The following is a 23,264-nucleotide window of genomic DNA, read 5'->3' as shown; positions in this document are numbered from 1 at the left end:
CATGCCCTACTTCCGGAATCGCGAAATAGCCGCTGCGAGAAGCAATACCGCGCCCACCGCGATCGGCTGGTAGTACTGCGAGATGCCAAGGATGGTGAACCCGTTGATCAGCGAGGTGAACAGGATCGCGCCACATACGGTGCCGAGCACCGACGCCTTGCCGCCGCTCAGCGACGAACCGCCGAGCACCACCGCCGCGATCGAACTCAACAGGTAGGTGGTCTGCAGGGACGGGTCGGCACCGCCGTTGCGGGCGACCAGCATCACCCCGGCGATACCGCACAGCAGCCCGCAGGCGCTGTAGGCGAGCAACCGGATCCGGCGCACCGGAATGCCGGTCTCCCTGGCCGAGTCGATATTGCCGCCGGTGGCGAGCAGGTGCGTGCCGACCCTGGTCCGGAACAGAATGCCCGCCACACCGAGCGCCGCGACCAGGGCGAGCAGCCAGAACCAGCGCAGCGGTCCGGCACCGTCGAGCGCAAGACTCTGCAGGAACGGCGAATTCACCGCCACACTGTTGCCGCTCGTGAGCAGCAGGGTGCAGCCGCTGAGCACGCTCAACGAGCCGAGCGTGACGACGAAGTCGGTCATCTGGAAATGCCCGATCAGCACACCGTTGATCACCCCGACCAGCAGGCCGCCCAGAATCGCCACCACGATGCCGGTCGTCACCGGATACCCGTGACTCGTGAAATAGCCGAGCAGCGCCGCCGACCACGGCAGCGTCGCACCGACCGACAGGTCGATGCCGCCCACCACCACGGCGAACTGCTGACCGAGCGCGAGCACCGTCAGGATCGTGGACGCGACGAGCAAGTCGTCGATGTTGCTGGCAGTCAAGAAGTTCGGCGTCGCGATGAAGAAACCGAGCCACACGATCACCAGCGCGATCGGGGCCGCGTAATCCGCCAGCTTGGCCGGAATACGCCGCTCACCGAGCCGCCCGGGTGCGGCGCGCGCGACCTCGGCGATGCTGATCATTTGTGCACCAGCCCGGCCAGCGGATTGTCGAACGTGGCGATGGGCTGGGGAAACGCGCTGATCTGCTGGTCGACGTTGTCCTGCCCGATGAACGCGATCGGCGCGACCACCCGATCCGGAATGCTCTTGCCCTGATGCTTCGCCAGGCAGGCCTGGACCGCGAGTTGGCCCTCGGCGTACGGGTATTGGGTCACGGTGCCGTAGACGGTGCCCGCCTTCACCGCGGCCAGTGCCGCCTGGATGCCGTCGACCGAGATCACTTTGATCTGTCCGGTCCGGCCCGCGTTCTTGATCGCCTGTGCTGCGCCGAGCCCCATGGTGTCGTTGGCGGCGAAGATGCCGGTGATGTCGGGGTGCGCCTTCAGGATCGCCTCGGTAACCGTGAGCCCCTTGTCCTGCTCGTAGTCGGCGGGCGCACGCTGCACAATCTCCAGCTTGCCCGCGACGGTGTCGGTGAATCCCTTGTCCCGGTTGATGCCGTTCTGCTCACCCGCGATGCCTTGCAGCACAATCACTTTGCCGCTGCCGCCGAGCGCGTCGAGCATCTTCTCGCCGGCGATCTTGCCCGCCGCGAGATTGTCGGAGCCGATGAAGCTCGCGTAGTCGACCCCGGCCTGCTTCGAGGCGTTCACGTCGATCTGGGTGTCCAGGTTGAGGATCGGAATGTTCTTGCGCGCCACCGGAACCAGCGGCGTGATCACGTTGGTCGCGTTCACCGGCACCACGCCGAAGCAGTCGTAGCCCTGCGCGGCCAGGGTGGAGATCTGGGCGTTCTCGCCGTCCGCGTCGGTCTCGGACTGCCCCGCCTGCACTGCGACGTCGACCCCGAGCCGCTTGCCCTCCGCCAGCGCGCCGTCGCGCAGCGCCGCCCAGTACGGGTTGGTGAAGTTGCGGGTGACTACAGCGATCTTGAAGTCGGACGAGGCGTCGCCGCCGCGGCCGCATCCGGCGGTGAGGGCCGCCGCGCTGACGAGGGCCAGGGCCACAAGCCCGATCCGGTATCGAGTGCTCATCTGGTTTTCGACCTATCCTGTACGAGTTCAACTCGTGTTGACAACACGAGTTGATGTGTAGTGTGTGACCCGCATCACGAGACTGTCAAGGGTTCTTCGACAGCTCGCACGAATTGCCAGCACGACAGGAGTGACCCGATGGCAGTCACCCGAGCCGACGTGGCCCGGCTCGCAGGCACCTCCCCCGCCCTGGTCAGCTACGTCCTCAACGACGGCCCGCGCAGCGTCGCGCCGGCGACCAGGGCCCGCATCGAAGCCGCCATCGAGCAGCTCGGCTACCGCCCCAACATGTCCGCGCGCAGCCTGCGGATGAATCGAGGGCATGCGCTCGGGATGGTCATCCCCGATGGCGCCAACCCGTTCTTCGCCGAGCTGTCCGCGGTCGTCGAAGCGGCCGCGTTCGCGCGCGGCTTCCCGCTGATCGTCGGGAATGCCGCGGGCGACGAGGCGCGGGAGCGCGCGTACGTGAGTGCGTTCATCGATCGCCGGGTCGAAGGGCTGCTTGCGATTTCGTCGTCCTGGGAGTCGGGTATCGCCGACGCCTGCGCGGCTGCCGACATGGCTTTGGTCGCAGTGGACCGGATCATCGATCCGGCGCGCTGCGCGCACGTGATGTGTGATTCCCTCGCCGGGGCGCGAATCGCGGTGGAGCATTTGATATCTCACGGCCATCGCGAGATCGCCTGCCTCAGTGGGCCGCACGTGTCGACCGCGGACGAACGGGTCGCGGGCTATCGGCAGGCCCTGGAAGCCGCCGGATTGCCCGAAAGTGTCGTCGTACGTGCCGAATTCGGCGGTGCCGCGGGCTATCGCGCGCTCGGCGAGCTGATGAGCGGAACGACCACGCCCACTGCGGTATTCGTGACCAGCGACCTGCAGGCAATGGGCATGCTGCGGGCGGCCTACGACGCGAACCTGCGCGTCCCTGACGACCTCGCGATCGTCGGGTTCGACGGTATCGAGTACGCCCGCTACACCAGGCCGGGTTTGACGACCATGGTCCAGCCGACCCGAAAGATGGGCGAACTCGCAGTCGAGCTGTTGTTGAAGCAGATCGACACCGGAGCAGCCGAGCCAGGAGTGGTCAGCCTCGGCGCGGAATTGAAGACCCGGGGTTCCTGCGGCTGCGCAGATGAGTTCTGAGCTATATCGCTGGAGCGCAAGGCATTACGCGATTCGAGCACTGTTGCTCAGGTCACCGTCGAGCAGCGCGCTGCCGAGCGTCGTCACCTCGTGGCGCATGGCGTTGCGATGCCGCCAGCTGTCGATCAGCCCGGCCTCGCGCAGGATCGACGCGTGCTCGCTCGCCGTGGCGGGTGAAACACTCAGTCGGCGCGCGAGTTCGGTGGTGCTGCAACCTTCCGCGATCACCTGTAGCGCGGCGGCACGGGTCCGGCCGAGCAGGGCGGTCAGCGCCTCGTTGGTCGCGCGCGGCCCCCACGCGGCGGCGAAATCACTGATATCGCGCATCACCGGAACGACCAGCATCATCGGCGCTTCCTTGTCCGCCAAGGACATCAGGGTCAGCGGTTCGGGCCAGGCGAAGAAGGAGGGCACGATGACCAAGCCACGGCCGCCGAGATTCTCGTTGTGACAGTGCAACATCCGGTGCACCTGGAGCATCGGCGCGCGCCAGGTCACATAGGGCGCCAGTCCGGCGAACAGTTGCTCGACACCTTCGGTGGCGACCGTTCGAGCCATCCGCTCGGCAGCCATTTCGAGATGGGACTGGATATGCGCCCAGCGCCCGGCGAACGCCACCGAGTGGAAGGCCTCCACGGCCACCGCGACATTGTGGCGCGCGGCGCCGTCGCGCTCCGACAGCTCCCGCGTCCACGACGGCAACGGCGGCTGTCCGACCTCCGCGCGGCGGCGGCCGACGCTGTCCAGCTCCATCCGGAGTTCGTCGCGGGACGCCAGATGCAGCGCCTCGATGCCCGCGGGCATCGAGCGGGCGCCGAGGGTGGGCGTGATCAGGTCCAGGAACGCGTCGTCGGCGGGCAGGATGTCGGCGAGCACGCCGAAGTTGTCCGGAATCGCGGGGCGCACCTGGCTCCGCCAGCCCGCGAAACCCGCGATGTTCCGGCGTTGAATCACGCGCGTGGCCAGCATGGTCTCCGCGATGGCGCCGAGCGGGGGGCCGATCCGGACGCGCATCAAATCTTCTGGCGTGCAGAGGATCTGCTTCATCCGCGGCTACCCCGCCTTCGCCCCGATGGACCGGCTACGCCCGGTCCCCCGCCCATTCGATACCGCAAGACGGCACCTCCGATCACCAAGAACCTCGCCACCGTACCGCGATGAGCGGGTCCAGCTCCATCACAAGGTCGTCGACATGCGCCGGAGTCGGCGACTCCCGCGCCGCCAGCTCGTCGCGCCGCGACCACATCGGTGCCAACCGCTGCCGCCCCCGTTTCCATTCCGCCACCACACTGTCGGCCAGTCGAACCAACGTCATCGCGGCACCGCTATGCGTGGGTGCCACTACGTTTTCCATCATCTTCCAACTCCTCGTTGTCACTGTTCAGAGCCTATGAAGGAGCGGGGTGCGCGGTCACCCTCATTCGGTTCAGGCCGAAACACCGAGCATCCGGTGCGGCCCTGGCCAAGATCTCGGTGGTGAACCGGCCCGTAATCAGCCGGTGTCGGCAACACTCGGATTCGTGACGATCGATTGCTCCACCCGGGTGCGAGCCTGGCTCGAACCCCGCGCCGATGAGATGGCCGACCTGCTGACCGCGCTGGTCGCGCACGAGACGGAGAATCCGCCCGGTCGCGGGCTGCGTGATTGCGCGCGTGCGTTGAGCGCGGCCATGGCCGGGCTCGGTCTCGACGGCGAGATCATCGGGGTGCCCGCGGTGGACGCGCAGGAGGATCCGTGCATCGTCCGCGCGACGGTCGGTGACGGCGCGAAAACCCTGTATTTCCATGGACATTTCGATGTCGTGCCGGTGCAGGATCGCGGGCAGTTCGCCGCCCGGCGGGCCGACGGCAAGATCATCGGGCGTGGCGCCGCCGACATGAAGGGCGGGATCGTCAGCATGCTGTACGGCGCCGCGGCGGCGAAGGAACTCGGGCTGCTCGGCGACGGCAAGATCGTGATCCACCTGGTGTGCGACGAGGAGACCGGCAGCGTCGCGGGGTCGGGCTTTCTGCGGCAGCACGGTCTGATCGATCCGGCGGCGGTTGCCATGGTCACCGCGGAGCCGAGCGCGGGCAAGATCTGGCACGCCGCGCGCGGGGCGGTCAGTCTGCGCGTCACCGTGCACGGGCGTGAGGCGCACGTCGGGCAGGCGAACTTCGGCATCAACTCGTTCCAGCACATGGCGCGGATCGCGGTGCCGCTGGAGAAGTACGTCCGCACAATGCTGGACCGGCACACCGCGTTCGCGATGGACGGCAAGGACGCACGCGGGTCGATGGTCGTCGTCGGCGGGCTGTCCGGCGGTGGGTCGAACTTCAATGTGGTCCCCGGCACCACCTGGTTCACCATCGACAGCCGGTTCAATCCCGAGGAAGACCTCGAGGTCGAACTGAAGAACCTGACCACGATCATCGAGAACGCCGCCGACGCCATCGGCGCCGAGGTGACGGTGGAGCTGACCCAATTCCAGCCCTCGGCGAGCACCGATCAGCACCATCCCGCCGGACAGTCTCTCGCCCAATGCATCTCGCACGTGACAGGCGCGCAACCATCCTTCGAGATGTGCGCGGGCATCCTGGACACCCGCTGGTACGCCCAACTCGACATCCCCGCCTTCGCCTATGGCGCCGGACGGCTCGATGTCTCACATGGGCCGCACGAGTACGTCGACGAGCATGAGATGCGTTCGGCCGCAGTCGTTTATGCCCTCTACGCGCGGGAACTGTTGCAGTGACACCGCATCGATCGGCCCTTTTCTGCCGAGAGCCGACACCTGGACGGTAGCGCGCCTTGTTCATCGCCGGCGGTTTCGCCGAGCTCGCCGCGACCACAGGCCGGCCTCCCGTGCGCTCGTTCCCGGAATGCCCACCCGCGACTCGGAATTTCCGCCAGTCGTTGACCTGGTCGGTGGGCGGGTAGGGCCATAGTGGACTCATGGGTAACAAGACGACGGTCGCGGCGGTGTTCGAACCTTTGGCACGGGCCGCGCTCGGGGCGCATCCGTCGGTGCGGTTCGAGTTCTGGGACGGCAGCTCGATCGAACCCGAGGGCGCGAGCGCGGGGACGATCCGGATCAACTCCAAGGACGCGCTGAGCCACATGGTCTGGGCGCCAGGCGAACTCGGCATCGGGCGGGCGTTCGTGTCCGGTCTGGTCGACCTGGACGGGGACATCTTCACGATCCTGCGATCGCTGGCCTCGACGGCGCCCGGTGATGCCAAACTCGGCCTCCCGGCGGCGTGGCAGGCCATCGGTGCGGCCAAGCAGCTCGGCGCGCTCAAGCGCCGTCCGGAGTTACCGCCGGAAGAGGCGCGGCCCCAGCGCGGGCCGCTGCACACCAAACGGCGGGACGCAGCCGCGATCAGTCATCACTACGACGTCGGGAACGACTTCTATCGGCTGGTGCTCGGCGAGAGCATGACGTACTCGTGTGCGCGGTTCGTCGCGGACAGCGACGACGGGCAGGTCGGCGCGAACGGCAGTGTGTCCCTGGTGGATGCGCAGCGGGCCAAGCACGATCTGATCTGCCGCAAGCTCGACCTGCGGCCGGGGATGCGGCTGCTCGATGTCGGGTGCGGCTGGGGATCGATGGCGATACACGCCGCCGCGACCTACGGCGTGCAGGTGGTCGGCGTGACGATCAGCAATGCGCAGGTCGAGCTGGCCCGCAAGCGGGTCGCCGACGCGGGACTGTCCGAGACCGTCGAGATCCGGCTGACCGACTATCGCGATCTGCGCGGCGAGCAGTTCGACGCGATCTCCTCGATCGGCATGTTCGAGCATGTCGGCACCAAGCGGGCGGCGGCGTACTTCGAGACCCTACGTGCGTTGCTCCGGCCCGAGGGACGACTACTCAACCACGCGATCTCCTCCGCGGGCGGGTCCGTGATGGGCAGTCGCTCGTTCGTCGGCCGCTACGTCTTTCCGGACGGCGAGCTGGTCGATGTCGGCGAGGTCGCATTGGCGATGCAGCGGGCCGGGTTCGAGGTGCGCGATGTCGAGGCGTTGCGCGAGCACTACGCGCTGACGCTGCGCGCATGGGTCGCCAATCTGGAAAGTGCCTGGGATCAAGCGGTTTCGCTCGCCAGCGAGGGACGAGCGCGGATCTGGCGGCTGTACATGGCGGCCTCGGCGCTGGGTTTCGAGGACGGTGGGCTCGGGCTGCACCAGGTACTCGGCGTAGTACCGGATCCGCAGGGGCACACCGGAATGCCCGGAACCCGGCGCGCATGGATGTGAGCGCCGGGCGCCGCGAGTTCAGGAGCGGGCGCGCACCGGTTCGCCGCGATAGCGGGACTTGCCGCCGTTGATCCGCAGCAACCGCCACGTCAGCTTCGCGGCCGGGTTCATCAGTCCGATATCGGACGCGAGCATCCGGGCCTCGCCGAAGAAGTCGCGGCGACGGGCGCGCGCTTCGGCGCTGCGCCAGAACAACTCCCGGCGAATGCGCAGCGGAATGTCGAACTCGCGGAACAGCGAACGCGGCGGCTTCACGATCAGGTCGCAGGCGATGAACATGATGATCGGGTAGGCCAGCGACAGCGTGCCGCGTTGCACGCGACCGAGTTTCGGCACCCGGTGGCGCAGGTACTCGTGCGCGAAGGCGATGTGGCGCGCCTCCTCGGCGATGTGGATTCGCATTACGTCGCGCATGATCGGGTGCACGTTCTCCCCCGCGCGCAGCACCGACTTCTGCACATGGTCGATCGGCTCCTCGCCCGCGAGCACGGCGACGAAGAAGGTGGTCGGGAAGAACCGGCCGAGCAGCGGCACCAGCGGTCCGGCCACCTTCATGAACCGGCTCATGCCCGGCACGTCCGCGCCGATCCGGTTCACCATCTCCTGGAACATCAGGGTGTGGTTGATCTCCTCGGCGACCTCGTGATTGAGGTACCGGAATTCGCCGGATCCGTTGGGCACCACGGCGAACAGATAGTTCATCACGCCGCCGATCAGCACCTCTTCGAACTGCAGTCCCACCTTCGCGACGTTGGCCTGCCGCCACATCCCGATCTCGATCTTGCGCGCCTCCGGCAGCGCCAGATACCAGGGATGCGCGCCGAGCGGATCACTGTCCGCAGGCAGAATCCACCGCGGGTCGTTCGGCACCACCGCCCACTCCGGCGCATCCCAATCGATCTCGGTATACGGATCGAAGTGCTTGTTCACCGACCCTTCGGAGAGCGTCGTCAGGATCCCCGCATACGCGCTCCGCGCCGCGGTCCCAGACGGCGCCATTGCCGACTTTGTAGCCATGACGTCTACCTCATATCCAGTCGAGGTTAATGTGACACACGTTTACAGTAACACCCTGTCTCACTCATATCCAGACCTCGACGTGGAACAGATCAGGTAGCTCGGGTGTTGCTTTTGCGGGGGTCGAGACGAGATTTGAGGGATGACGTGCGGGTCGAGATTTGGACCGATATCAACTGTCCGTTCTGCTACCTGGGGAAGGAGCGGTTCGGGCAGGCGTTGGCCGGGTTCGCGCATGCGGGCGAGGTCGAGGTGGTGCATCGGTCGTTCGAGTTGGATCCGACCCTTGCCGCCGACGAGTCGGGGCCGGTGATCACGAAGATCGCGCAGAAGTATGGGATCAGCGAGGCGCAGGCCGCGGCGAACGAGCGGGGCATCGGGGCGCAGGCTGCGGAGATCGGGCTGCCGTATGTGACCGAGGGGCGGGACTACGGGAGCTCGTTCGATATGCATCGGCTGCTGCACTTCGCGCTGGCGCAGGGTCGGCAGGAGGAGCTGCTGGACGCGCTCTACCGCGGGAACTTCGCCGAGGAGGAGTCGCTGTTCGGCGATCATGAGCGGCTGGTTCGGCTCGCGGTCGAAGCGGGACTCGACGAGTCGGGTGTGCGGGCGGTGCTCGCCGATCCGGAGGCCTATGCCGACGCAGTGCGGGCGGATGAAAAGGAAGCGGCGCAGCTCGGGGCTACCGGCGTTCCGTTTTTCGTGATCGACCGCAAGTACGGTGTGTCCGGCGCGCAGCCGGTTGCGGTGTTCGCCCAGGCCCTCGATCAAGCGTGGGGCGAGCGCGTGCCCGTTATCCAGACGATCGGCGGCGCGGACGCGTGCGGTCCGGACGGATGCGAACTGCCAGCACGCGATTGACCTGCCGGACAAGCACATCGATGACAGCACAATGCCCCTGACCGGTAGCGCTGACTACCGGTCAGGGGCAGATGTCTGACTAGGCGCAGTTACTCGGCGCAGGCTTGCCGCTGTATCGGCCGTCGAGCCAGTTCAGCATCGAGGGGAAGCCGATGACAGCGGTGGTCAGATGGTCGGGCGAGGGGAAGAGTTCGGATTCCACCCGCACGCCCGCACGGCAGTAACGGTTGACGGTGTTCGCGATGGCGTCCAGCGGGATCAGGTTGTCCTGCGGGGAATGCCATTCGAAGATCGGCGCGTCGGGCACACCGCCGTAGAGCTCGACGCTGTTCTCGTCCGCCACCGCCCAGGCCTTCGGATCATGCGCCATCACATTGTCTTTCGCGTAATCGTCGAAGCTGTGCCCGACACCGCGCGCGATCAGGTCATTGGTGCAGCTGTTGGCGATCTCCCTGGCCGCGGCGAGTCCGCGCTCGCTCAAGGCATCGGTGATCGGCAGCCGGTCCGGGTATTCCCGCTCCAGGCCGAGTACGGCGGCGAAGCCGAGGCCGAACGCCGGGTGCTGGTTGTGCCCGATGGCCCAGCCCATCGTCTGCAGGTTCATCGGGACACCGCCCTCGGCGGCGCCGACGATGTTCAGCTCCGGCGCGTACTTCGGCGCCAGCGCGGCGGCCCAAGCGGTCGCCATGCCGCCACCGGAGTAACCGGCCAACGCCACCGGGCTCTTCCCGAGGGCGAGCTGCGACAGCCGCTGCGCGGCCCGGACACCGTCGAGGGTGATCTGGCCGCCCAATTTCGCTGCGCCGTAAGCACTGTTCGGGCCGAGGTGATCGGGCAGGGCGACGGACCAGCCGCGCAGCAGCGCGACGTTCAGCGCCGGCGCGAACGGGACGATGAAGTTCGTGTCGTTGGCGTAGAGCCCGTGCGAGATCGCGCACTGGGTGCCGAGCCCGTTGATGATGTGCTGGAACGACAGCAGCGGCGCGTCCGCGCGGTGGCCGTTCGGCGTCAGCACCGTGGTGGTCGCCGCGATCGGCTTGCCCTGCGAGTTGGTCGAGCGGAACTTGATCAGGGTGACCGAGGCATTGGGGAAGTAGAACAGCGGCGGCATCGGGCGGCTGGCCAGCACGTCACCGTTGGCCTTGCTGCCGATGTCGGCGGGCGCGGCGTAGAACGGGTCCGGGTCCGGGTTCGGCCAGATCGGCTGGGCGTTTGCGGTAGCCGCGCCCGAGGTGACCATGACCGCACTGATCGTCAGCGCGCCGACCGCCGCGAGGATCGATCTCGGTTTGGTGCCACCGGTTGCCAACCGAAAAAGTCGTCTACCCACTGGGCTATACCTCCACTGCATCGCGAGAATTTCAGGTGATCCGGTGAACTGCATTTCACGTGCGCGAAACGACAATAGTCATCGACCCGCCACTTGTCGTGGGCGTGCCGGTGCGAAAGTGTCGCAGATTACATGCCGGTCTTTATACGAATTAAAGTTGCGCTTAAAACGCATGCTCAGCTGGTTGCCTGAACACGCAACAAGCTTGCTGGCCAGGGGTTTTCGTCTTCGTAACGACTACCCACGACCACGGCGAGAAAGGATTCATCGGCACTGTTTAGACCGACTTGAATCGTCTGTAGTTTTCCTTAAGAGATTTTCCTGGGATTATCGGTAATTATCCGACCGTGGCGTACTCCCGAGTTGGCTGTCCCGTTGCTGTTGTGCGGTCAGCGTAATGGCGAGGGCAGCGGCGGTCTATCCGAGTAAGTACGGATACAAAGAATTCATGTTGCTCTAACGAGGCGCTCCGGCGAAATTCACTGCGCGTGGGTCACCAACACGCTGAACGAGCCTCATCACTGACTGATAGCCGACCCCACACCCCGGTGTGGCACGCCACCCGAAGCGGGAATAATCAACACCAACCGCACGATTGGACCCGAACATGACCAGCGCTGACTTGTTGATCGACGCCTTCGGCCGGGTGCAGGAGAACGTGCACGGCGCCGTGGCCGACCTGACTACCGACGAACTGGCCGTCCAGCTGGATCCGGGCGCCAACTCCATCGCCTGGCTGATCTGGCATCTGACCCGAGTGCAGGACGACCACGTCGCCGACGTCGCGGACATCGACCAGGTATGGACGGCGGCGGGCTGGGCCGAGCGCTTCGGCCTGCCGTTCGACGACACCGCGATCGGCTACGGCGACACCCCGGACGAGGTGGCCCAACTCGGCGCGGTATCGGCGGACCTACTCCTCGGCTACTACGACGCGGTACACGCGCAGACGATCAAATACGTCTCCGGCCTCACCGACGCCGACCTCCCCCGCGTCGTCGACACCCGCTGGAATCCGCCCGTCACCCTCGCGGTCCGGCTGATCAGCGTCGTCGACGACGACATCCAGCACTCCGGCCAGGCCGCCTTCATTCGCGGAGTTCTGCTGCGCCGCAGGTAAACCCGCCCCCGATCAGGCCGGTGGCCAGTTTTTGAGGACAGCGTCCAGGGCGTCCAGCGCCCTGGACCAGGAGTCCTCCGCTTTGCGCGGGTGGCTGTCGTAGCGGCCGGTTGTCTCCAGCGTCACGTATCCGTAGAAGGTGCCGTGTAGCAGGCGGATCGCGTCGGTCTGGTCGGGCTCGGGCAGGTCGTAGCCGCGCAGGATCGCGCGGGTCATCTCCGCGTGCCGCATCGCCGCGCTCGTGGCGGCGGTCGCCGGGTCGAGGTCGAGTTGTGTTGCGGCGTAGCGGCCCGGGTGCTTCTTCGCGTAGTCGCGGTAGGCGTTGGCGAAGGCGACGAGTGCGTCCTTGCCCGCGCGGCCCGCCAGTGCGTCCGCGACTTTGTCGGCGAGTTCGGCCAGGGCCAGGACCGCCACCTTCACCCGCAGGTCACGGGCGTTCTCCAGGCGTGAGTACAGGCTCGCGTCCTTGACACCGAGCTTGCGGGCCAGTGCCGAGACGGTCACGTTGTCGAAGCCGACCTCGTCGGCCAGCTCTGCCGCCGCCTGGATCAAGCTCTCGTCAGTCATCCTCGCGCGTGCCATGCCGCCTCCTCATTGCCTACACCGCTAACTCATTTGCCTAATATCTCTAGGTAGTTTAGCGTACGTACTTGTTCAATGAGCCAGTAGGTACGACTAAGGGGAGACCCCACCATGAACGCATCGGTTTCCCATGCCGCGCGCCCGACCGAGTTCGGCCGGATCTTTCCGCCCGACGAGAGCTGGCTGGCGGGTCAGGCGCCGGAGCAGATCCTGCTGCCCGAGCTGCCGATCATCGATCCGCACCATCACCTCTGGTACCACCCTGGATTCCGTTATCTCCTAGCGGAATTCGCGGCGGACACCGGCAGTGGGCACAACGTGATCGCGACGGTGTATGCCGAGGCGATGTCGGCCTACCGCACCGACGGGCCGACGGAACTGCGGCCGGTCGGCGAGACGGAGTTCGTCGCGAAGCTGGCTGCGATCGGCGATGAGGCCGGTGGCCCGACCAAGGTGGCCGCCGGAATTATCGGGCGAGCGGACTTCGGGCTCGGCGCCGATATCGTCGACAACGTCATCGAGCACCACATCGCCGCCGGTCAGGGTCGTTTCCGAGGCCTCAGGTTCGGCGCGAGCTGGGATGCGAGCGAGGAGATCAAGCTCGGCCATCCCGGCAATCGTCCGCACATGCTCGCCGAACCCGGCATCCGGGAGTGCGCGCGGGTCGTCGCCGAGCGCGACCTGACGCTCGACCTGTGGATCCTGTCCCCGCAGCTCGCCGACGCCGCCGAGTTGGCCGACGCGATTCCCGAGCTACGGCTGGTGCTCAACCACTGCGGTGCGCCACTCGGCTTCGGGCCGTACGCCACCGACCGGGCCGAGCACTTCGCGACCTGGGCCCGTGGCATCCGTGCGGTCGCCGAGCGGCCGAACGTCGTCTGCAAGCTCGGTGGCATTGTCGCCACCGCCGCCGCCTTCGACTATCGGACCGCACCGACTCCGCCGACCTCGGAAGAGCTTGCCGCCCTGTGGTTTCCATGGTTCGACACGTGCATCGACGCGTTCGGACCGCAGCGATGCATGTTCGAGAGCAACTTCCCGGTGGACAAAATGGGAACTCGATACGCGACGCTGTGGAACACCTTCAAGCGGCTCGCCACCGGTGCGTCGAAAACCGAACTGGCCTCGATGTTTTCGGAAACCGCCCGCCGAACATATCGCCTGTGAATTTTGTGAACTTTTAAGGAAGACGTCATGACCAACTGGATCACCACCCCGATCGACTCCGCCATCCTGCGTGGCGCACTCGACCTCGAGCGCACCGCGAATGGCATACTGCCGCACCGCCTTCCCGCATGGGCGCGCAAGCAGTTCCCGGACGAGTATCTGGCGATGGTCGAAGCCCAGCCCACCGGCGTCCGGCTGTCCTTCCGGACCAGCGCGACCGCCATCGAGCTGGACGTGCTGCCGACGCGGACCGTCTACCAGGGCGCACCGCAGCCGCCGGACGGCGTGTACGAACTGCTCGTCGACGGCAGGCCGGCGGGCCGGGCCAGCATGCCAGGCGGCACCAGGCACGTCGTAGACATGGCCACCCAGTCCAGGGTCACCGAGCAGGGCGGGGTCGGCACCGTCCGATTCGCCGACCTGTCGGCCGAGCCGAAGGACATCGAGATCTGGCTGCCACACACCGAAATCACCGAACTCGTCGTCCTGCGCACCGACGCGCCGGTCGAGGTGACGCCGGATCGTGGCCGCAAATCGTGGGTGCACCATGGCAGTTCGATCAGCCACGGCGCCAACGCCGACGTTCCGACGGCAACCTGGCCCGCGGTGGCCGCCGCGCGCGGCGGTGTGCAGCTGACGAACCTCAGTCTGCGCGGCAACAGCCTGCTCGATCCGTTCGTCGCACGCACCATCCGCGACACCCCGGCGGATCTGATCAGCCTCAAGATCGGCATCAACATCGTCAACGCCGACGTGCTGCGGCTACGCGCCTTCGGCCCCGCCGTGCACGGCTTCCTCGACACCATCAGGGAAGGACACCCCACCACACCGCTACTCGTCGTCTCCCCCATTCTCTGCCCGATCCACGAGGACACCCCCGGCCCCGCCGCCCTCGAATTCGACGGCACCAGAGTGACTTTCCGCGCCACCGGCGATCCGGCCGAGCGCGCGGCCGGACGACTCACCCTCAACATCATCCGCGACGAACTGGCCCGCATCACCAAACAGCGCGCCGCCGATGATGCCAACCTGCACTACCTCGACGGCCGTTCGCTCTACGGCGAAAAGGATTTCGTCGAATTGCCGCTGCCTGACCAACTCCACCCCGACCCCGCCACCCACCGCCGCATCGGAGAACGCTTCGCCGACTTGGCCTTCGGCGAAGCGGGCCTGTTCAACGCCTGAGCACCCGCTGCAGGTTCCTCGTTGGCAATGCTGTCCGGTCGACAGCATTGCCAACGAGCCCGGGCGGAGCGGACCGTGCGTTCGGGCATACTGACCCTCGAAGTGCTCAAATATGTTGTGCCGCTTAAGCGAATTAAGTTGCGGTGATATTTGTTGTGCGGCGGTGACAAAGACAACAGGATGTCAACCGAGGTGTGTTGTCGTGGTCACTTCGCGGACAGATAGTGGGTCTGGACTAATTCGCAGAAAGGGGTCCAGTTATGCGCCGCAAGCCTGTTGTCTGGATGGCCGTTGCCGCGATTGTCGCTGGAGCCATGGCCGCACCCTCCGCTGCGGGTGTGCCGGGCGACTCGCGATCTCAGCTCCCCGTCTCCTACCTGTTCAACGATGCGGTGGACGCCGAGGCGGACAATCCTGGCGCGCCGCCGATCGGCACCAACGACTGGACGTGCAAACCCACTGAGGCACACCCGAATCCGATCGTGCTGGTACACGGCGGGCCGGAGACGGTGCGGCTGGACTGGGGTGCGCTCGCGCCGTTGCTGGCGAACAACGGGTACTGCGTGTACGCCCTGACCTACGGTTCACTCCCCGGCATGCCCGCACCGCTCGGCGCGCTCGGCGGACTGTTGCCGATCGAGCAGAGCGCGCAGCAGTTGCGCGACTTCATCATCAAGGTGCGGGCGGCGACCGGTGCGCACAGCGTCGATATCGTCGCGCATTCGGAAGGCAGCCTGGTCACCGATTATTACGCCAAGTTCCTCGGTGGTGCGAACAAGATCGATCGTTTCATCTCGATCGGTCCGGGCTGGAACGGCACCAACTCGCTCGGGTTCGCGGCCCTGTTCACCGCGCTGGCCGCCAGATTGAAGTTGACGCCCGCGCTGGGGGCGGTCGTCGACCCGATCTGCTCGGCCTGCTTACAGTTTCAGACCGGCTCGGACTTCCTGCGCAAGCTCGGCGCCAGCGGTCCGACAGTTCCCGGCGTCACCTACACCAACATCGTCACCAGTCACGACGAGTTCGTGGTGCCATACACCAGTGGGATCGTGCAGAGTCCGAGCGTCACCAACCATGTCGTCCAGGATTATTGCCCAGGCGATCTCACCGACCACCTGCTGATGCCCTACGACAAGGTAGTGGCCCAGCTCGTGCTCAACGCACTGGATCCGAGCGACACCGCGCATCCCACCTGCACGAGCACCCCGCCGAACAGCTGACTTGGTCGAACCACCTACCACGACAACATAACTCATCGCCCGCCGTACCAAATCTCTTGGTGCGGCAGGCTTTGTGCTCGATGCGAGAGTCGATCAGCACAACTGACGAAAGTCACCACAGACACAACAAATCCGCCGACCGCTGGCCACGGTCGGCGGACAAAAAGGCACCGCCGGACGCGTCGTTGAGTCCGGCGGCACCGCTAGTGAGGCGACTTACCAGCCACCCTTGCCCGCGAGTTGCCCGAGCAGGTCGTCGAATTCCTGACCCCACGCGCCCCACGGCGAATCGCCGCCGTTGCTCGAAGGCTTGTCGAAGCCATTGCTCCACGGGTCCCACGCCGTGTCGCCGTTGCCCGGCTTGGCGTTATCCCACGGATTCCAGCCACCCCACGGATCCGAGGAGTCGCCGCCATTGTTGCCATCGCCCCACGGATCCCACGGCGAATTGTCGCCGTTGTCCGAATCGCCGTCGCCCCACGGATCGCCGCCATTGTCCGAGCCATCGCCCCACGGGTTCCACGGATCCCACGGCGAACCGCCGCCGGGCTTGCCGGGCTTATTGTCGCCACCGGGCTTGCCGGGCTTATCGCCGCCGTCGCCGGGCTTGCCCGGCTTATTGTCGCCGCCATCCGTCGGCTTGCCGGGCTTACCGGGCTCGGCGGGCTTCTCGTCGCCCGACCTATTGGAGGTGCCGAAGTCCTGCGTCCAGTAGGCCGTGCCGTTGCCCGCCTTGGCGTAGCCGACACCGATGTCCTTGAGCCCGCAGTTCAGGATGTTCGCGCGGTGGCCCGCGCTGTTCATCCACGAGTTGACCACCTCGGACGCACTGCGCTGACCGGCGGCGATATTCTCCGCCCAGGTCTGCGCGTGATAGCCCGCGGCGCTGATCCGGTCGCCCGGATCGCCCTTCGAAGAGTTGTGATCCATGAAGCCGCCGGCGGCCATATCCTCCGAATGGCCTTGCGCGGCTTGGGTAAGATGGCTTTCCGCTTTCAGCGGTGCACAGCCCGCCTTGGCGCGTTCATTGTTGGTGAGGCTGACCACCTCATCGGCGGCAGACTGGGATTGCGGCGCCGCGAGGGCCGCTGGGGCCCCGGCGACGGTGCAGAGGGCAAAAGCCGAGATGCCGACTGCGGTGGAAAAGGACAGCATTGTAGCGGGAGAGAAACGCACTATTTCCTTCGAGAGTTGTCGAACTTATAGAAACCAAATACAGCTCAGCCCGCGGTACTCGGGCCGAGCGAGAGCGGGAGCCAGACAGCGTCGTCGCCGGGAACGCCGGGGTCTACGGTGTCGGCACTGTCGGCGGGGTCGCCGGCGGCACCGTAGTTGGCGACGTCGCCGGCGGCACCGAAGTTGGCGGTGTCGTCGTCGGTGGCTTCGGAGTCGTCGTCACCGAAGTCGGCCGTGTCATCGTCGGCAGCACCGGAATCATCACCGGCGGCACCGAAGTTCGCGGTGTCGTCGGCAGCGCCGGAGTCGGTCGCATCGTCCGCGGCGTCGAAGCCAGCGTCGTCAGCGGCACCGCTGTCGGCGTCGCCCTCGTCGTCGGCCACACTCGCGGCAGGCGCGGCAGGCGCGGGTGCCGCGTGCCGAGCCTTCGGGCTCGGCGGGTTGCCGTTGGCGATCAGCTCGATCAAGCCTTTCGCCAGTACCGGACCGACCTGTTTGACCAGGTCCTCCAGCACGGCGCGCAGCGGCGCGGGCAACGCCGCGCTGCCGCTGGCGAGCGCGTCGACGACGGCGGCCAGCGGTGCCCCGGTGCCGGGCTTGGCCGCGCCGCCGGGCTGAGCGCCCATGCCCGGCTTCGCATTTCCGTCCGGCCGAGCAGCCGGTCGATCAGCGCGATGCGCAGGCCGCCTGGTCGCGACGGGCGCGATGCGTTCCGGACGACTCTGCTGTTGGTAGGTGGCGGGCGCAGCCGTGAGCACCGGCTTCGGCGGCGCGACCCACACGCCGTCACCCGAGGTGGTGGTGGAGTTCGTGTCATCGGCGATGGCTTGCCCCGCAGCACCGTTGGCCGAGACCGCCAGGCCGATCAGCGTCGCCGTCGAGAGCATCGCCAATCGGGCGGGGACGACGTTATTTCGCGGCGCGCTGTGCTTGCCCATGAGTGCCTTCCTTCGAAATGACCGATCGCTGGCGAAGCCGACAGCCCACCGCTTGGTACGACCTGGTTCGAACTTGCCGGTCGGGAGCCGTTCGACCGCCGCTCTGCGGTCAAGTACGCGGCAATTCGAGCTGCCGGCTTCCATCTGGAAGCGTAGAACTCGGCGGTGTGACGAACAAGCAGAACGGACATTCTTACATCGAATCAAGATGCGATTAACTGTCGTCTGGACAACTAATCACAGCCAGATCACACGCACTACCCCAGCAGATCACCACAGCATCACAGCACGGACATGAACGGTTCAGTTCGACCGCACACACCGAATCGATGAGAATACCGATATCACAGGTCGCGAATGGTGTCGACACCCTGTTGTTAGGGCAGCTAAAGTCATGTCAGATTTCCCTTGAATCGGCACCTCGGCAAGGCCATTTGTGGTCAAAATGGTTGCGTGACGCCCATCCTGCGACCCCGAAGGAAGGTCATGCGCCCTCACTTCGCGAGTGACCGTTCTCCAATGCCGATCCCCAGGTCGGGGCCTCGGCGAGTTATTCAGTTGAAGTTACAAGGTGATCTGGGCAACAGTAAGGTTTAGCTCGGCGTAACGTTTGACGTAACGATCAACGCAGTAGATACTGCTTGCACACAATCCCGCGTAACACCCCGAAGGCAGTCCTTCAGACTCTCGCCACAATTCGCGGATGAACGCACAGTTAACGAAAGAATGTGATGTGTTTGCCGGTCCACGCCGACCGGCAGGTGCCAGGACTCGGTGACGGAATGCTCACTTAATTTTCAGTGATGGACCGAAGGTGCTGCAGATGAGCCGACGGCTCGATACAAAGGTTGCCGATGTCTGATTATCCCTTGCTAACTTCCAATACGATCACGCTCCGCCAGTTCGATTACTTTGTGAACGCGGTACAACTCGGCTCACTCTCGGCCGCCGCCAGGCGGTTCGGAATAACGCCGTCCGCGATGTCGCAACAGATCGACGCGCTGGAGACCTCGCTCGGCCGGAAGGTGTTCGATCCGCGCTCGCGCAGGTCGAGACTCACCAAGTTCGGCCGCGAGTTCTTCACCCAGGCTTCGGATGTCGTCGAGTCCGCTCGGCAGGCGATGGCCATGGGGCAGACGTTCGGTGACGGCGTGATGACGGTCGGCACCACGCCGACCATCGCGCAGAAGCTGTTGCCGCCGCTCATCTATCGGATGCGGCACGAACGAAATATCGACAGCATCGAGGTCAGGGCGTTCACCGACATCCGCGAGCTCAACGCGACGCTGGAAGAGGGCACCCTCGATGTCGCCGTCGGACCGCTGGAACAGTCCAGCTCGCGGGTGGTGCATTGCTTCGGCGAGGAAGAACTCGTCGTCGTCTGCCATCCCAGCCAGCGCAACAGCTTCGACGGATCGTGGAAACAGCTGGTCGAGGCGCCGTGGATCCGCTGCGGCGCGAATTCCGATCTCACCGATACCGTTTCGCGCGAGGCGGGCCGAGCGGGCGTGCATGTCCGATTCGCCGTCCGCGCCCCCGACGTGACCACCGCGCTGAGCCTGGTGGAGCACGGCGTCGGTGTCGCGCTGGTGCCGAAGATGGCACTGCACGGATCGGCCAGGCTGCTGTCCATCATTCGGCTGTCGCGTCCGATTCGCCGGGAATTGACGGTGCACGCGCGCGACAAGTCGCTGCACGTGGAGAAATTCCTCGAGGTCATCAGCGACTCGGAGCTGGTCCGAAAGTTCGGGGCCGCCGGCCTGCTGGAGGTCCGGCGACCGGAATCCGAAGTGGCGCAACGCACACCGGTGCCAGTTGGACCATTGCCCAGTTGATCCCTGCTGCGGCAGGTGAATTCAGGAAACGCCCGGTAAGCGCCGCGCGATAGCGGCGCTTACCGGCGACTCGGGCAGCTACGCGGCCATCTGCATTTGCATCTGCAGCAGTTCTTCGACGTGATAGATCTCGGTGATCCGACCGTCGACCACCCGGACGATGTCGGTTCCGGTGAACGACACCGGACGCCCGTTCGCGGGCAAGCCGAAAGCCTCGCCGGTGTGCACGGCCGTCATCCGCCAATGGTTCACCACCCAGCCACCCGGCAGTTCCTCTTGAAACACGATCTCGTGCCGCGTATCGGTGAACCCAGCACGCACCTCGCCGATCAGCAGGCGCATGCCGTCGATCCCCGATGTCGCACCGGGAACCGGGTTGTGATCGATCAGGTCGGGCGCGAACACCTCGTCGACGCCGGCGACATCTCCGGTGTCGTACAGCAGGTAGTTGCGCGTGGCGACCGCGAGAGCCTGGCTGATGGTCGTGGTCATGTCTTTCTCCCTTGGTTGGCGTCGTAGCTGGTACACGCCTATAGTTCCTTTAAGGAATCAGTTACCTCAAGGGAACTAATGGAGAAATGATGAGTGAGCTGCCTCACCCGCTACCGGAATGCCCGATCGCGCGGTTCCTCGTCGTCCTCGACGGCCCATGGGCAACCCTGATCGTGCGCGAACTACTCGACGGCCCCAAACGCTTCACCGCACTGCGCACCGCACTCCCCGGCATCAGCCCCAAAACCCTGACCGCACGACTGCAGCGATTCGAACTCACCGGCCTGGTCACCCGAACCGCCTACGCCGAGGTCCCGCCACGGGTCGAATATCAACTGACCCCCGCCGGCCAACGCCTCGAGTCGGTCCTCGCCAGCATGGCCCACTGGGCCGAACACGACCTCCCCCAAGCGAACTCGCCCACTCCAACGCCAGTATGAAACCGTACAAATAGGTCAGGCCCCGCCGAAAGCGGGGCCTGATTGCTATATCGAAACGGTATTACTTGGCCGGCGGGTTAAACGGCTGGTTGATTGTGGTGAAGTACTGGATTGCCGCGCCGATGGCGACGGGGGCGGTGATGAGGATCTGGCCTGCGACGGTGCCTAGGGCGCCGATGGCGATGATGCCGCCGAGGCAGCCGACTGCTGCGGCGGGGATGAACGGGCCGAACATGCCGATGATGGTGGCCGACGCGGCGACGGCGCCGACGATGCCGCCGAGGACGCAACCGACGGCCGCGCCGCCGATGCCGCCGACCAGGGTCGCGATGCTGGCACCGAGGCCGATCGTGCCGGTCATCCGGGACCAGGCGGCCTGCTCACGGTCGTACTCGGACTTCCATGGCGCCTTGTCCTCGAAGGGCAGGGCGACCGGGGTGTAGACGGCCTTGCTCATGTCGAGCTGCGGGGTCAGCGTCGCGGTGTGGCCCGCGATGTCCGCGACGATGGGGAAGGTGAAGTCATCGAGCCGGAACTGCAGCGGGGTGCCCGCGACGACATTTCCGTTGGCGGCCTTGATCTTCAGTGTGCCGTCCTCGGCGACGATGGAGCCCGAGTCGATGGAGACGATGGACTGCGAGTCGGTGGACTCGGCCGTGAAATTGATCGGGGCCTCGGTCTCGGCGGCCGGGGCCGCGTTGACCGTGCCTGCCGCGACGCCGAGCGCGGCGATCAGCAGCGTGGCCGTCGCGGCAAAGTTCCTCATCAACATTCAGATCCTTCTTAGGTGTGGTCGGGATGAGGGCAGCTTAGGGTAGCCACACCTAATCCTGTCAAGCGGTACGTTTTTGCCCCGGCGGCTAGTTCCGGACGCGCTTCTCGCCCCGGACACCTTGGCAGACAACGGTTTACGCGATTCGCCGCCGATCGGCGAGCAGCCGAGCCGAGTCCACTCGGCGCTATCTCACACCCCGAACGCCTTTACTCCCCCTAGACATGTACTTAGCCTAACCTTAATTCTCGATAGAAGTAAATCGGGGCCGTTTCGGTAAGAAGGAGCTCGACAGTGCCGTCTCAACCCGACCTAACCCCTTGGCCCGCAACAGAAGTCGAGAAATATCGAGCGTTGGGGTACTGGACCGGCGAGACCTTGGGCCAGCTGCTCAGCGCCCGCGCCACGGCGACGCCGGACGCGATTGCCGTGGTAGACGACCGACATAGTTGGACCTACGCGGAATTGGAGACGCGCGCCAGATCGCTGGCCACCGGGTTCCTCGAGCTCGGCGTGCGGCCGGGCGATCGGGTGCTGGTGCAGCTGCCCAACATCGCCGAATTCGTCGAGGTGATCTTCGGACTCTGCTACGCGGGCGCGCTACCGGTCCTCTGCCTGCCCACCCACCGGCGGTCCGAGCTGGAGCCGATCGCGCAGGTCAGCGGCGCGGTGGCGATCGTCGCCCGCCATCACCACCAGCGGTTCAACCACGCCACGCTCGGCGCGATCCTGCGGGAGCACGCCCCGGCGCTGCGGCACCTCATCATCGTTCCGGACCAGCCGGGCGCCGCGCTCCCCGGCGGCACCCGCGCCCTCGACGAGTTGCGTGCCGCACCACGGGAATTACCGCAGGTAGACGCCTCCGACATCGCGTTCCTGCAGCTGTCCGACGACAGCATCCCGAGACTCATCCCGCGCACGCACGACGACTACCTCTACAGCGTGCGCCGCAGTGCCGAACTGTGCGAACTCGACAACACCAGCGTCTACCTCGCGGCTCTGCCGGTGGCACACAACTTCGCGATGGGCTCGCCGGGCATTCTGGGCGCGCTGTTCGCGGGCGGCACGGTGGCGCTGGCCATCGATCCCTCCCCTACCACCGCGTTCAGCGCGATCGAGCGGTTCTCCGTCACCATCACTGCACTGGAGCCGCCACTGGCCAAGCGCTGGGTCGAACGCGCGGAAGCCAGTACCAAGTACGACCTTTCGAGCCTGCGCGTGCTGCTCCTCGGCGGCGCCACCTGCCCTGACGAGTTGGCCCGCCGTATCCGTTCCGCCCTCGGTGCAACCCTGCAGCAGGTGTTCGGCCTGGCCGAGGGCCTGGTCTGCCGGACCCGGCTCGACGATCCGGCGGAGGTGGTGCCGGCCACCCAGGGTCGGCCGATGTCCGCGCACGATCAGGTCGCAGTGGTCGACGAGGCGGGCCACCATGTCCCGCCCGGCACCGACGGCCTGCTGATCACCAAGGGGCCGTACACAATTCGCGGGTATTACCGCAATCCCGAGGCCAACGCGTCGTCGTTCACCGAGGACGGCTGGTACCGCACCGGCGAGGTCGTCAACCTGCGCGCGGACGGCAACCTGGTGGTCAAGGGCAGGCGCGGCGATCGGGATGGCGAGAAGATCTCGATCGAGGCGATCGAGGCGCATCTGCTGGAAGCGGCCGCAACCCGAACTGCCATCGTCACGTAGTCAGGCTCAGGCGCTGTCTCGCGTAAAGCTGAGCGGGCTAGGATCCACGATCATCGGATC

22 protein-coding genes are annotated in these 23,264 nt (G+C 66.0%); 11 read left to right on the top strand and 11 right to left on the bottom strand.

Annotated elements, in window-relative coordinates:
* Nucleotides 1–6: 6 nt before the first annotated feature.
* Both ACFWF1_RS14280 and ACFWF1_RS14275 read right to left on the bottom strand, forming a co-directional pair.
* Nucleotides 7–981, bottom strand: coding sequence for an ABC transporter permease (locus tag ACFWF1_RS14280; RefSeq protein ID WP_379290239.1), 975 nt, complete (start codon nucleotides 979–981; stop codon nucleotides 7–9).
* On the bottom strand, nucleotides 978–1,994 hold the full coding sequence (locus ACFWF1_RS14275) for a substrate-binding domain-containing protein (RefSeq protein ID WP_379290237.1): 1,017 nt from the start codon (nucleotides 1,992–1,994) through the stop codon (nucleotides 978–980). The genes ACFWF1_RS14280 and ACFWF1_RS14275 overlap by 4 nt, the downstream gene beginning before the upstream one ends.
* A gap of 138 nt (nucleotides 1,995–2,132) precedes the next feature.
* Here ACFWF1_RS14275 and ACFWF1_RS14270 point away from each other — a divergent pair, with 138 nt between their 5' ends.
* Entirely contained in the window at nucleotides 2,133–3,137 is a 1,005-nt protein-coding gene (locus tag ACFWF1_RS14270) for a LacI family DNA-binding transcriptional regulator (protein WP_379290235.1), read from the top strand.
* 24 nt (nucleotides 3,138–3,161) lie between these two features.
* Here the strand turns inward: ACFWF1_RS14270 and ACFWF1_RS14265 are convergent, their stop codons facing one another.
* Both ACFWF1_RS14265 and ACFWF1_RS14260 read right to left on the bottom strand, forming a co-directional pair.
* Nucleotides 3,162–4,184, bottom strand: coding sequence for a winged helix-turn-helix domain-containing protein (locus ACFWF1_RS14265; protein WP_379290234.1), 1,023 nt, complete (start codon nucleotides 4,182–4,184; stop codon nucleotides 3,162–3,164).
* Nucleotides 4,185–4,266: 82 nt separating this feature from the next.
* Nucleotides 4,267–4,494, bottom strand: coding sequence for a hypothetical protein (locus ACFWF1_RS14260; protein WP_379290233.1), 228 nt, complete (start codon nucleotides 4,492–4,494; stop codon nucleotides 4,267–4,269).
* Between the two features lie 163 nt (nucleotides 4,495–4,657).
* Here ACFWF1_RS14260 and ACFWF1_RS14255 point away from each other — a divergent pair, with 163 nt between their 5' ends.
* Complete coding sequence (locus tag ACFWF1_RS14255; RefSeq protein WP_379290231.1) at nucleotides 4,658–5,872, top strand: M20/M25/M40 family metallo-hydrolase; 1,215 nt, start codon at nucleotides 4,658–4,660, stop codon at nucleotides 5,870–5,872.
* 200 nt (nucleotides 5,873–6,072) lie between these two features.
* A complete protein-coding gene (locus ACFWF1_RS14250; RefSeq protein ID WP_379290230.1) occupies nucleotides 6,073–7,377 on the top strand; it encodes a class I SAM-dependent methyltransferase in 1,305 nt (434 codons plus the stop codon).
* An 18-nt stretch (nucleotides 7,378–7,395) separates the two neighbouring features.
* On the opposite strand, the gene ACFWF1_RS14245 is transcribed toward ACFWF1_RS14250, so the two are convergent.
* Nucleotides 7,396–8,394 (bottom strand): diiron oxygenase, encoded by a 999-nt coding sequence (locus ACFWF1_RS14245; RefSeq protein ID WP_379290228.1) that lies wholly within the window; start codon nucleotides 8,392–8,394, stop codon nucleotides 7,396–7,398.
* A 147-nt stretch (nucleotides 8,395–8,541) separates the two neighbouring features.
* Here ACFWF1_RS14245 and ACFWF1_RS14240 point away from each other — a divergent pair, with 147 nt between their 5' ends.
* Nucleotides 8,542–9,255: a DsbA family oxidoreductase gene (locus tag ACFWF1_RS14240; RefSeq protein ID WP_379290226.1), complete on the top strand. Its 714-nt coding sequence runs from the start codon at nucleotides 8,542–8,544 to the stop codon at nucleotides 9,253–9,255.
* A 79-nt stretch (nucleotides 9,256–9,334) separates the two neighbouring features.
* Here ACFWF1_RS14240 and ACFWF1_RS14235 read toward each other — a convergent pair whose 3' ends face one another.
* Nucleotides 9,335–10,495 carry a lipase family protein gene (locus ACFWF1_RS14235; RefSeq protein ID WP_379290263.1) on the bottom strand — a complete coding sequence of 387 codons (1,161 nt, stop codon included), beginning with the start codon at nucleotides 10,493–10,495 and terminating at the stop codon, nucleotides 9,335–9,337.
* A gap of 697 nt (nucleotides 10,496–11,192) precedes the next feature.
* Here ACFWF1_RS14235 and ACFWF1_RS14230 point away from each other — a divergent pair.
* The gene (locus tag ACFWF1_RS14230; RefSeq protein ID WP_379290224.1) at nucleotides 11,193–11,705 is read left to right on the top strand and encodes a DinB family protein; all 513 of its coding nucleotides are present in this window, start codon (nucleotides 11,193–11,195) and stop codon (nucleotides 11,703–11,705) included.
* Nucleotides 11,706–11,717: 12 nt separating this feature from the next.
* On the opposite strand, the gene ACFWF1_RS14225 is transcribed toward ACFWF1_RS14230, so the two are convergent.
* Entirely contained in the window at nucleotides 11,718–12,287 is a 570-nt protein-coding gene (locus tag ACFWF1_RS14225) for a TetR/AcrR family transcriptional regulator (protein WP_379290222.1), read from the bottom strand.
* 111 nt (nucleotides 12,288–12,398) lie between these two features.
* Here ACFWF1_RS14225 and ACFWF1_RS14220 point away from each other — a divergent pair, with 111 nt between their 5' ends.
* The 3 genes from ACFWF1_RS14220 to ACFWF1_RS14210 all read left to right on the top strand — a co-directional run bounded on the left by ACFWF1_RS14220 (nucleotide 12,399) and on the right by ACFWF1_RS14210 (nucleotide 15,859).
* Nucleotides 12,399–13,454 (top strand): amidohydrolase family protein, encoded by a 1,056-nt coding sequence (locus ACFWF1_RS14220; RefSeq protein WP_379290220.1) that lies wholly within the window; start codon nucleotides 12,399–12,401, stop codon nucleotides 13,452–13,454.
* 27 nt (nucleotides 13,455–13,481) lie between these two features.
* A complete protein-coding gene (locus ACFWF1_RS14215; protein WP_379290219.1) occupies nucleotides 13,482–14,639 on the top strand; it encodes a GDSL-type esterase/lipase family protein in 1,158 nt (385 codons plus the stop codon).
* Between the two features lie 260 nt (nucleotides 14,640–14,899).
* On the top strand, nucleotides 14,900–15,859 hold the full coding sequence (locus tag ACFWF1_RS14210; RefSeq protein WP_379290218.1) for a lipase family alpha/beta hydrolase: 960 nt from the start codon (nucleotides 14,900–14,902) through the stop codon (nucleotides 15,857–15,859).
* 216 nt (nucleotides 15,860–16,075) lie between these two features.
* Here the strand turns inward: ACFWF1_RS14210 and ACFWF1_RS14205 are convergent, their stop codons facing one another.
* The gene (locus tag ACFWF1_RS14205) at nucleotides 16,076–17,014 is read right to left on the bottom strand and encodes a CAP domain-containing protein (protein WP_379290216.1); all 939 of its coding nucleotides are present in this window, start codon (nucleotides 17,012–17,014) and stop codon (nucleotides 16,076–16,078) included.
* 65 nt (nucleotides 17,015–17,079) lie between these two features.
* Complete coding sequence (locus ACFWF1_RS14200; RefSeq protein WP_379290214.1) at nucleotides 17,080–17,973, bottom strand: hypothetical protein; 894 nt, start codon at nucleotides 17,971–17,973, stop codon at nucleotides 17,080–17,082.
* A gap of 854 nt (nucleotides 17,974–18,827) precedes the next feature.
* Here ACFWF1_RS14200 and ACFWF1_RS14195 point away from each other — a divergent pair.
* Complete coding sequence (locus tag ACFWF1_RS14195) at nucleotides 18,828–19,808, top strand: LysR family transcriptional regulator (protein ID WP_379290212.1); 981 nt, start codon at nucleotides 18,828–18,830, stop codon at nucleotides 19,806–19,808.
* Nucleotides 19,809–19,886: 78 nt separating this feature from the next.
* Here ACFWF1_RS14195 and ACFWF1_RS14190 read toward each other — a convergent pair whose 3' ends face one another.
* Complete coding sequence (locus ACFWF1_RS14190; RefSeq protein ID WP_379290210.1) at nucleotides 19,887–20,300, bottom strand: ester cyclase; 414 nt, start codon at nucleotides 20,298–20,300, stop codon at nucleotides 19,887–19,889.
* Between the two features lie 89 nt (nucleotides 20,301–20,389).
* Between ACFWF1_RS14190 and ACFWF1_RS14185 the strand changes: the two genes are divergently transcribed.
* Complete coding sequence (locus ACFWF1_RS14185) at nucleotides 20,390–20,740, top strand: winged helix-turn-helix transcriptional regulator (protein WP_379290208.1); 351 nt, start codon at nucleotides 20,390–20,392, stop codon at nucleotides 20,738–20,740.
* A gap of 61 nt (nucleotides 20,741–20,801) precedes the next feature.
* On the opposite strand, the gene ACFWF1_RS14180 is transcribed toward ACFWF1_RS14185, so the two are convergent.
* The gene (locus ACFWF1_RS14180; protein ID WP_379290206.1) at nucleotides 20,802–21,512 is read right to left on the bottom strand and encodes a hypothetical protein; all 711 of its coding nucleotides are present in this window, start codon (nucleotides 21,510–21,512) and stop codon (nucleotides 20,802–20,804) included.
* Between the two features lie 294 nt (nucleotides 21,513–21,806).
* On the opposite strand from ACFWF1_RS14180, the gene ACFWF1_RS14175 reads away from it, so the two are divergent.
* Complete coding sequence (locus tag ACFWF1_RS14175) at nucleotides 21,807–23,204, top strand: (2,3-dihydroxybenzoyl)adenylate synthase (protein WP_379290204.1); 1,398 nt, start codon at nucleotides 21,807–21,809, stop codon at nucleotides 23,202–23,204.
* Nucleotides 23,205–23,264: the final 60 nt, after the last annotated feature.

Source organism: Nocardia sp. NPDC060255, from assembly GCF_042727395.1.
Lineage (GTDB): Bacteria > Actinomycetota > Actinomycetes > Mycobacteriales > Mycobacteriaceae > Nocardia.
The sequence above is the reverse complement of the archived record's forward strand: the minus strand, read 5'-3'. Positions and strand labels throughout refer to the sequence as shown.

Coding starts and splice junctions, on each gene's coding strand:
- ACFWF1_RS14280 (WP_379290239.1), bottom strand. CDS start 981: ATGATCAGCATCGCCGAGGTCGCGCGCGCCGCACCCGGGCGGCTCGGT.
- ACFWF1_RS14275 (WP_379290237.1), bottom strand. CDS start 1,994: ATGAGCACTCGATACCGGATCGGGCTTGTGGCCCTGGCCCTCGTCAGC.
- ACFWF1_RS14270 (WP_379290235.1), top strand. CDS start 2,133: ATGGCAGTCACCCGAGCCGACGTGGCCCGGCTCGCAGGCACCTCCCCC.
- ACFWF1_RS14265 (WP_379290234.1), bottom strand. CDS start 4,184: ATGAAGCAGATCCTCTGCACGCCAGAAGATTTGATGCGCGTCCGGATC.
- ACFWF1_RS14260 (WP_379290233.1), bottom strand. CDS start 4,494: ATGATGGAAAACGTAGTGGCACCCACGCATAGCGGTGCCGCGATGACG.
- ACFWF1_RS14250 (WP_379290230.1), top strand. CDS start 6,073: ATGGGTAACAAGACGACGGTCGCGGCGGTGTTCGAACCTTTGGCACGG.
- ACFWF1_RS14245 (WP_379290228.1), bottom strand. CDS start 8,394: ATGGCTACAAAGTCGGCAATGGCGCCGTCTGGGACCGCGGCGCGGAGC.
- ACFWF1_RS14235 (WP_379290263.1), bottom strand. CDS start 10,495: ATGGTCACCTCGGGCGCGGCTACCGCAAACGCCCAGCCGATCTGGCCG.
- ACFWF1_RS14230 (WP_379290224.1), top strand. CDS start 11,193: ATGACCAGCGCTGACTTGTTGATCGACGCCTTCGGCCGGGTGCAGGAG.
- ACFWF1_RS14225 (WP_379290222.1), bottom strand. CDS start 12,287: ATGGCACGCGCGAGGATGACTGACGAGAGCTTGATCCAGGCGGCGGCA.
- ACFWF1_RS14220 (WP_379290220.1), top strand. CDS start 12,399: ATGAACGCATCGGTTTCCCATGCCGCGCGCCCGACCGAGTTCGGCCGG.
- ACFWF1_RS14215 (WP_379290219.1), top strand. CDS start 13,482: ATGACCAACTGGATCACCACCCCGATCGACTCCGCCATCCTGCGTGGC.
- ACFWF1_RS14210 (WP_379290218.1), top strand. CDS start 14,900: ATGCGCCGCAAGCCTGTTGTCTGGATGGCCGTTGCCGCGATTGTCGCT.
- ACFWF1_RS14205 (WP_379290216.1), bottom strand. CDS start 17,014: ATGCTGTCCTTTTCCACCGCAGTCGGCATCTCGGCTTTTGCCCTCTGC.
- ACFWF1_RS14200 (WP_379290214.1), bottom strand. CDS start 17,973: ATGGGCAAGCACAGCGCGCCGCGAAATAACGTCGTCCCCGCCCGATTG.
- ACFWF1_RS14195 (WP_379290212.1), top strand. CDS start 18,828: ATGTCTGATTATCCCTTGCTAACTTCCAATACGATCACGCTCCGCCAG.
- ACFWF1_RS14190 (WP_379290210.1), bottom strand. CDS start 20,300: ATGACCACGACCATCAGCCAGGCTCTCGCGGTCGCCACGCGCAACTAC.
- ACFWF1_RS14185 (WP_379290208.1), top strand. CDS start 20,390: ATGAGTGAGCTGCCTCACCCGCTACCGGAATGCCCGATCGCGCGGTTC.
- ACFWF1_RS14180 (WP_379290206.1), bottom strand. CDS start 21,512: ATGTTGATGAGGAACTTTGCCGCGACGGCCACGCTGCTGATCGCCGCG.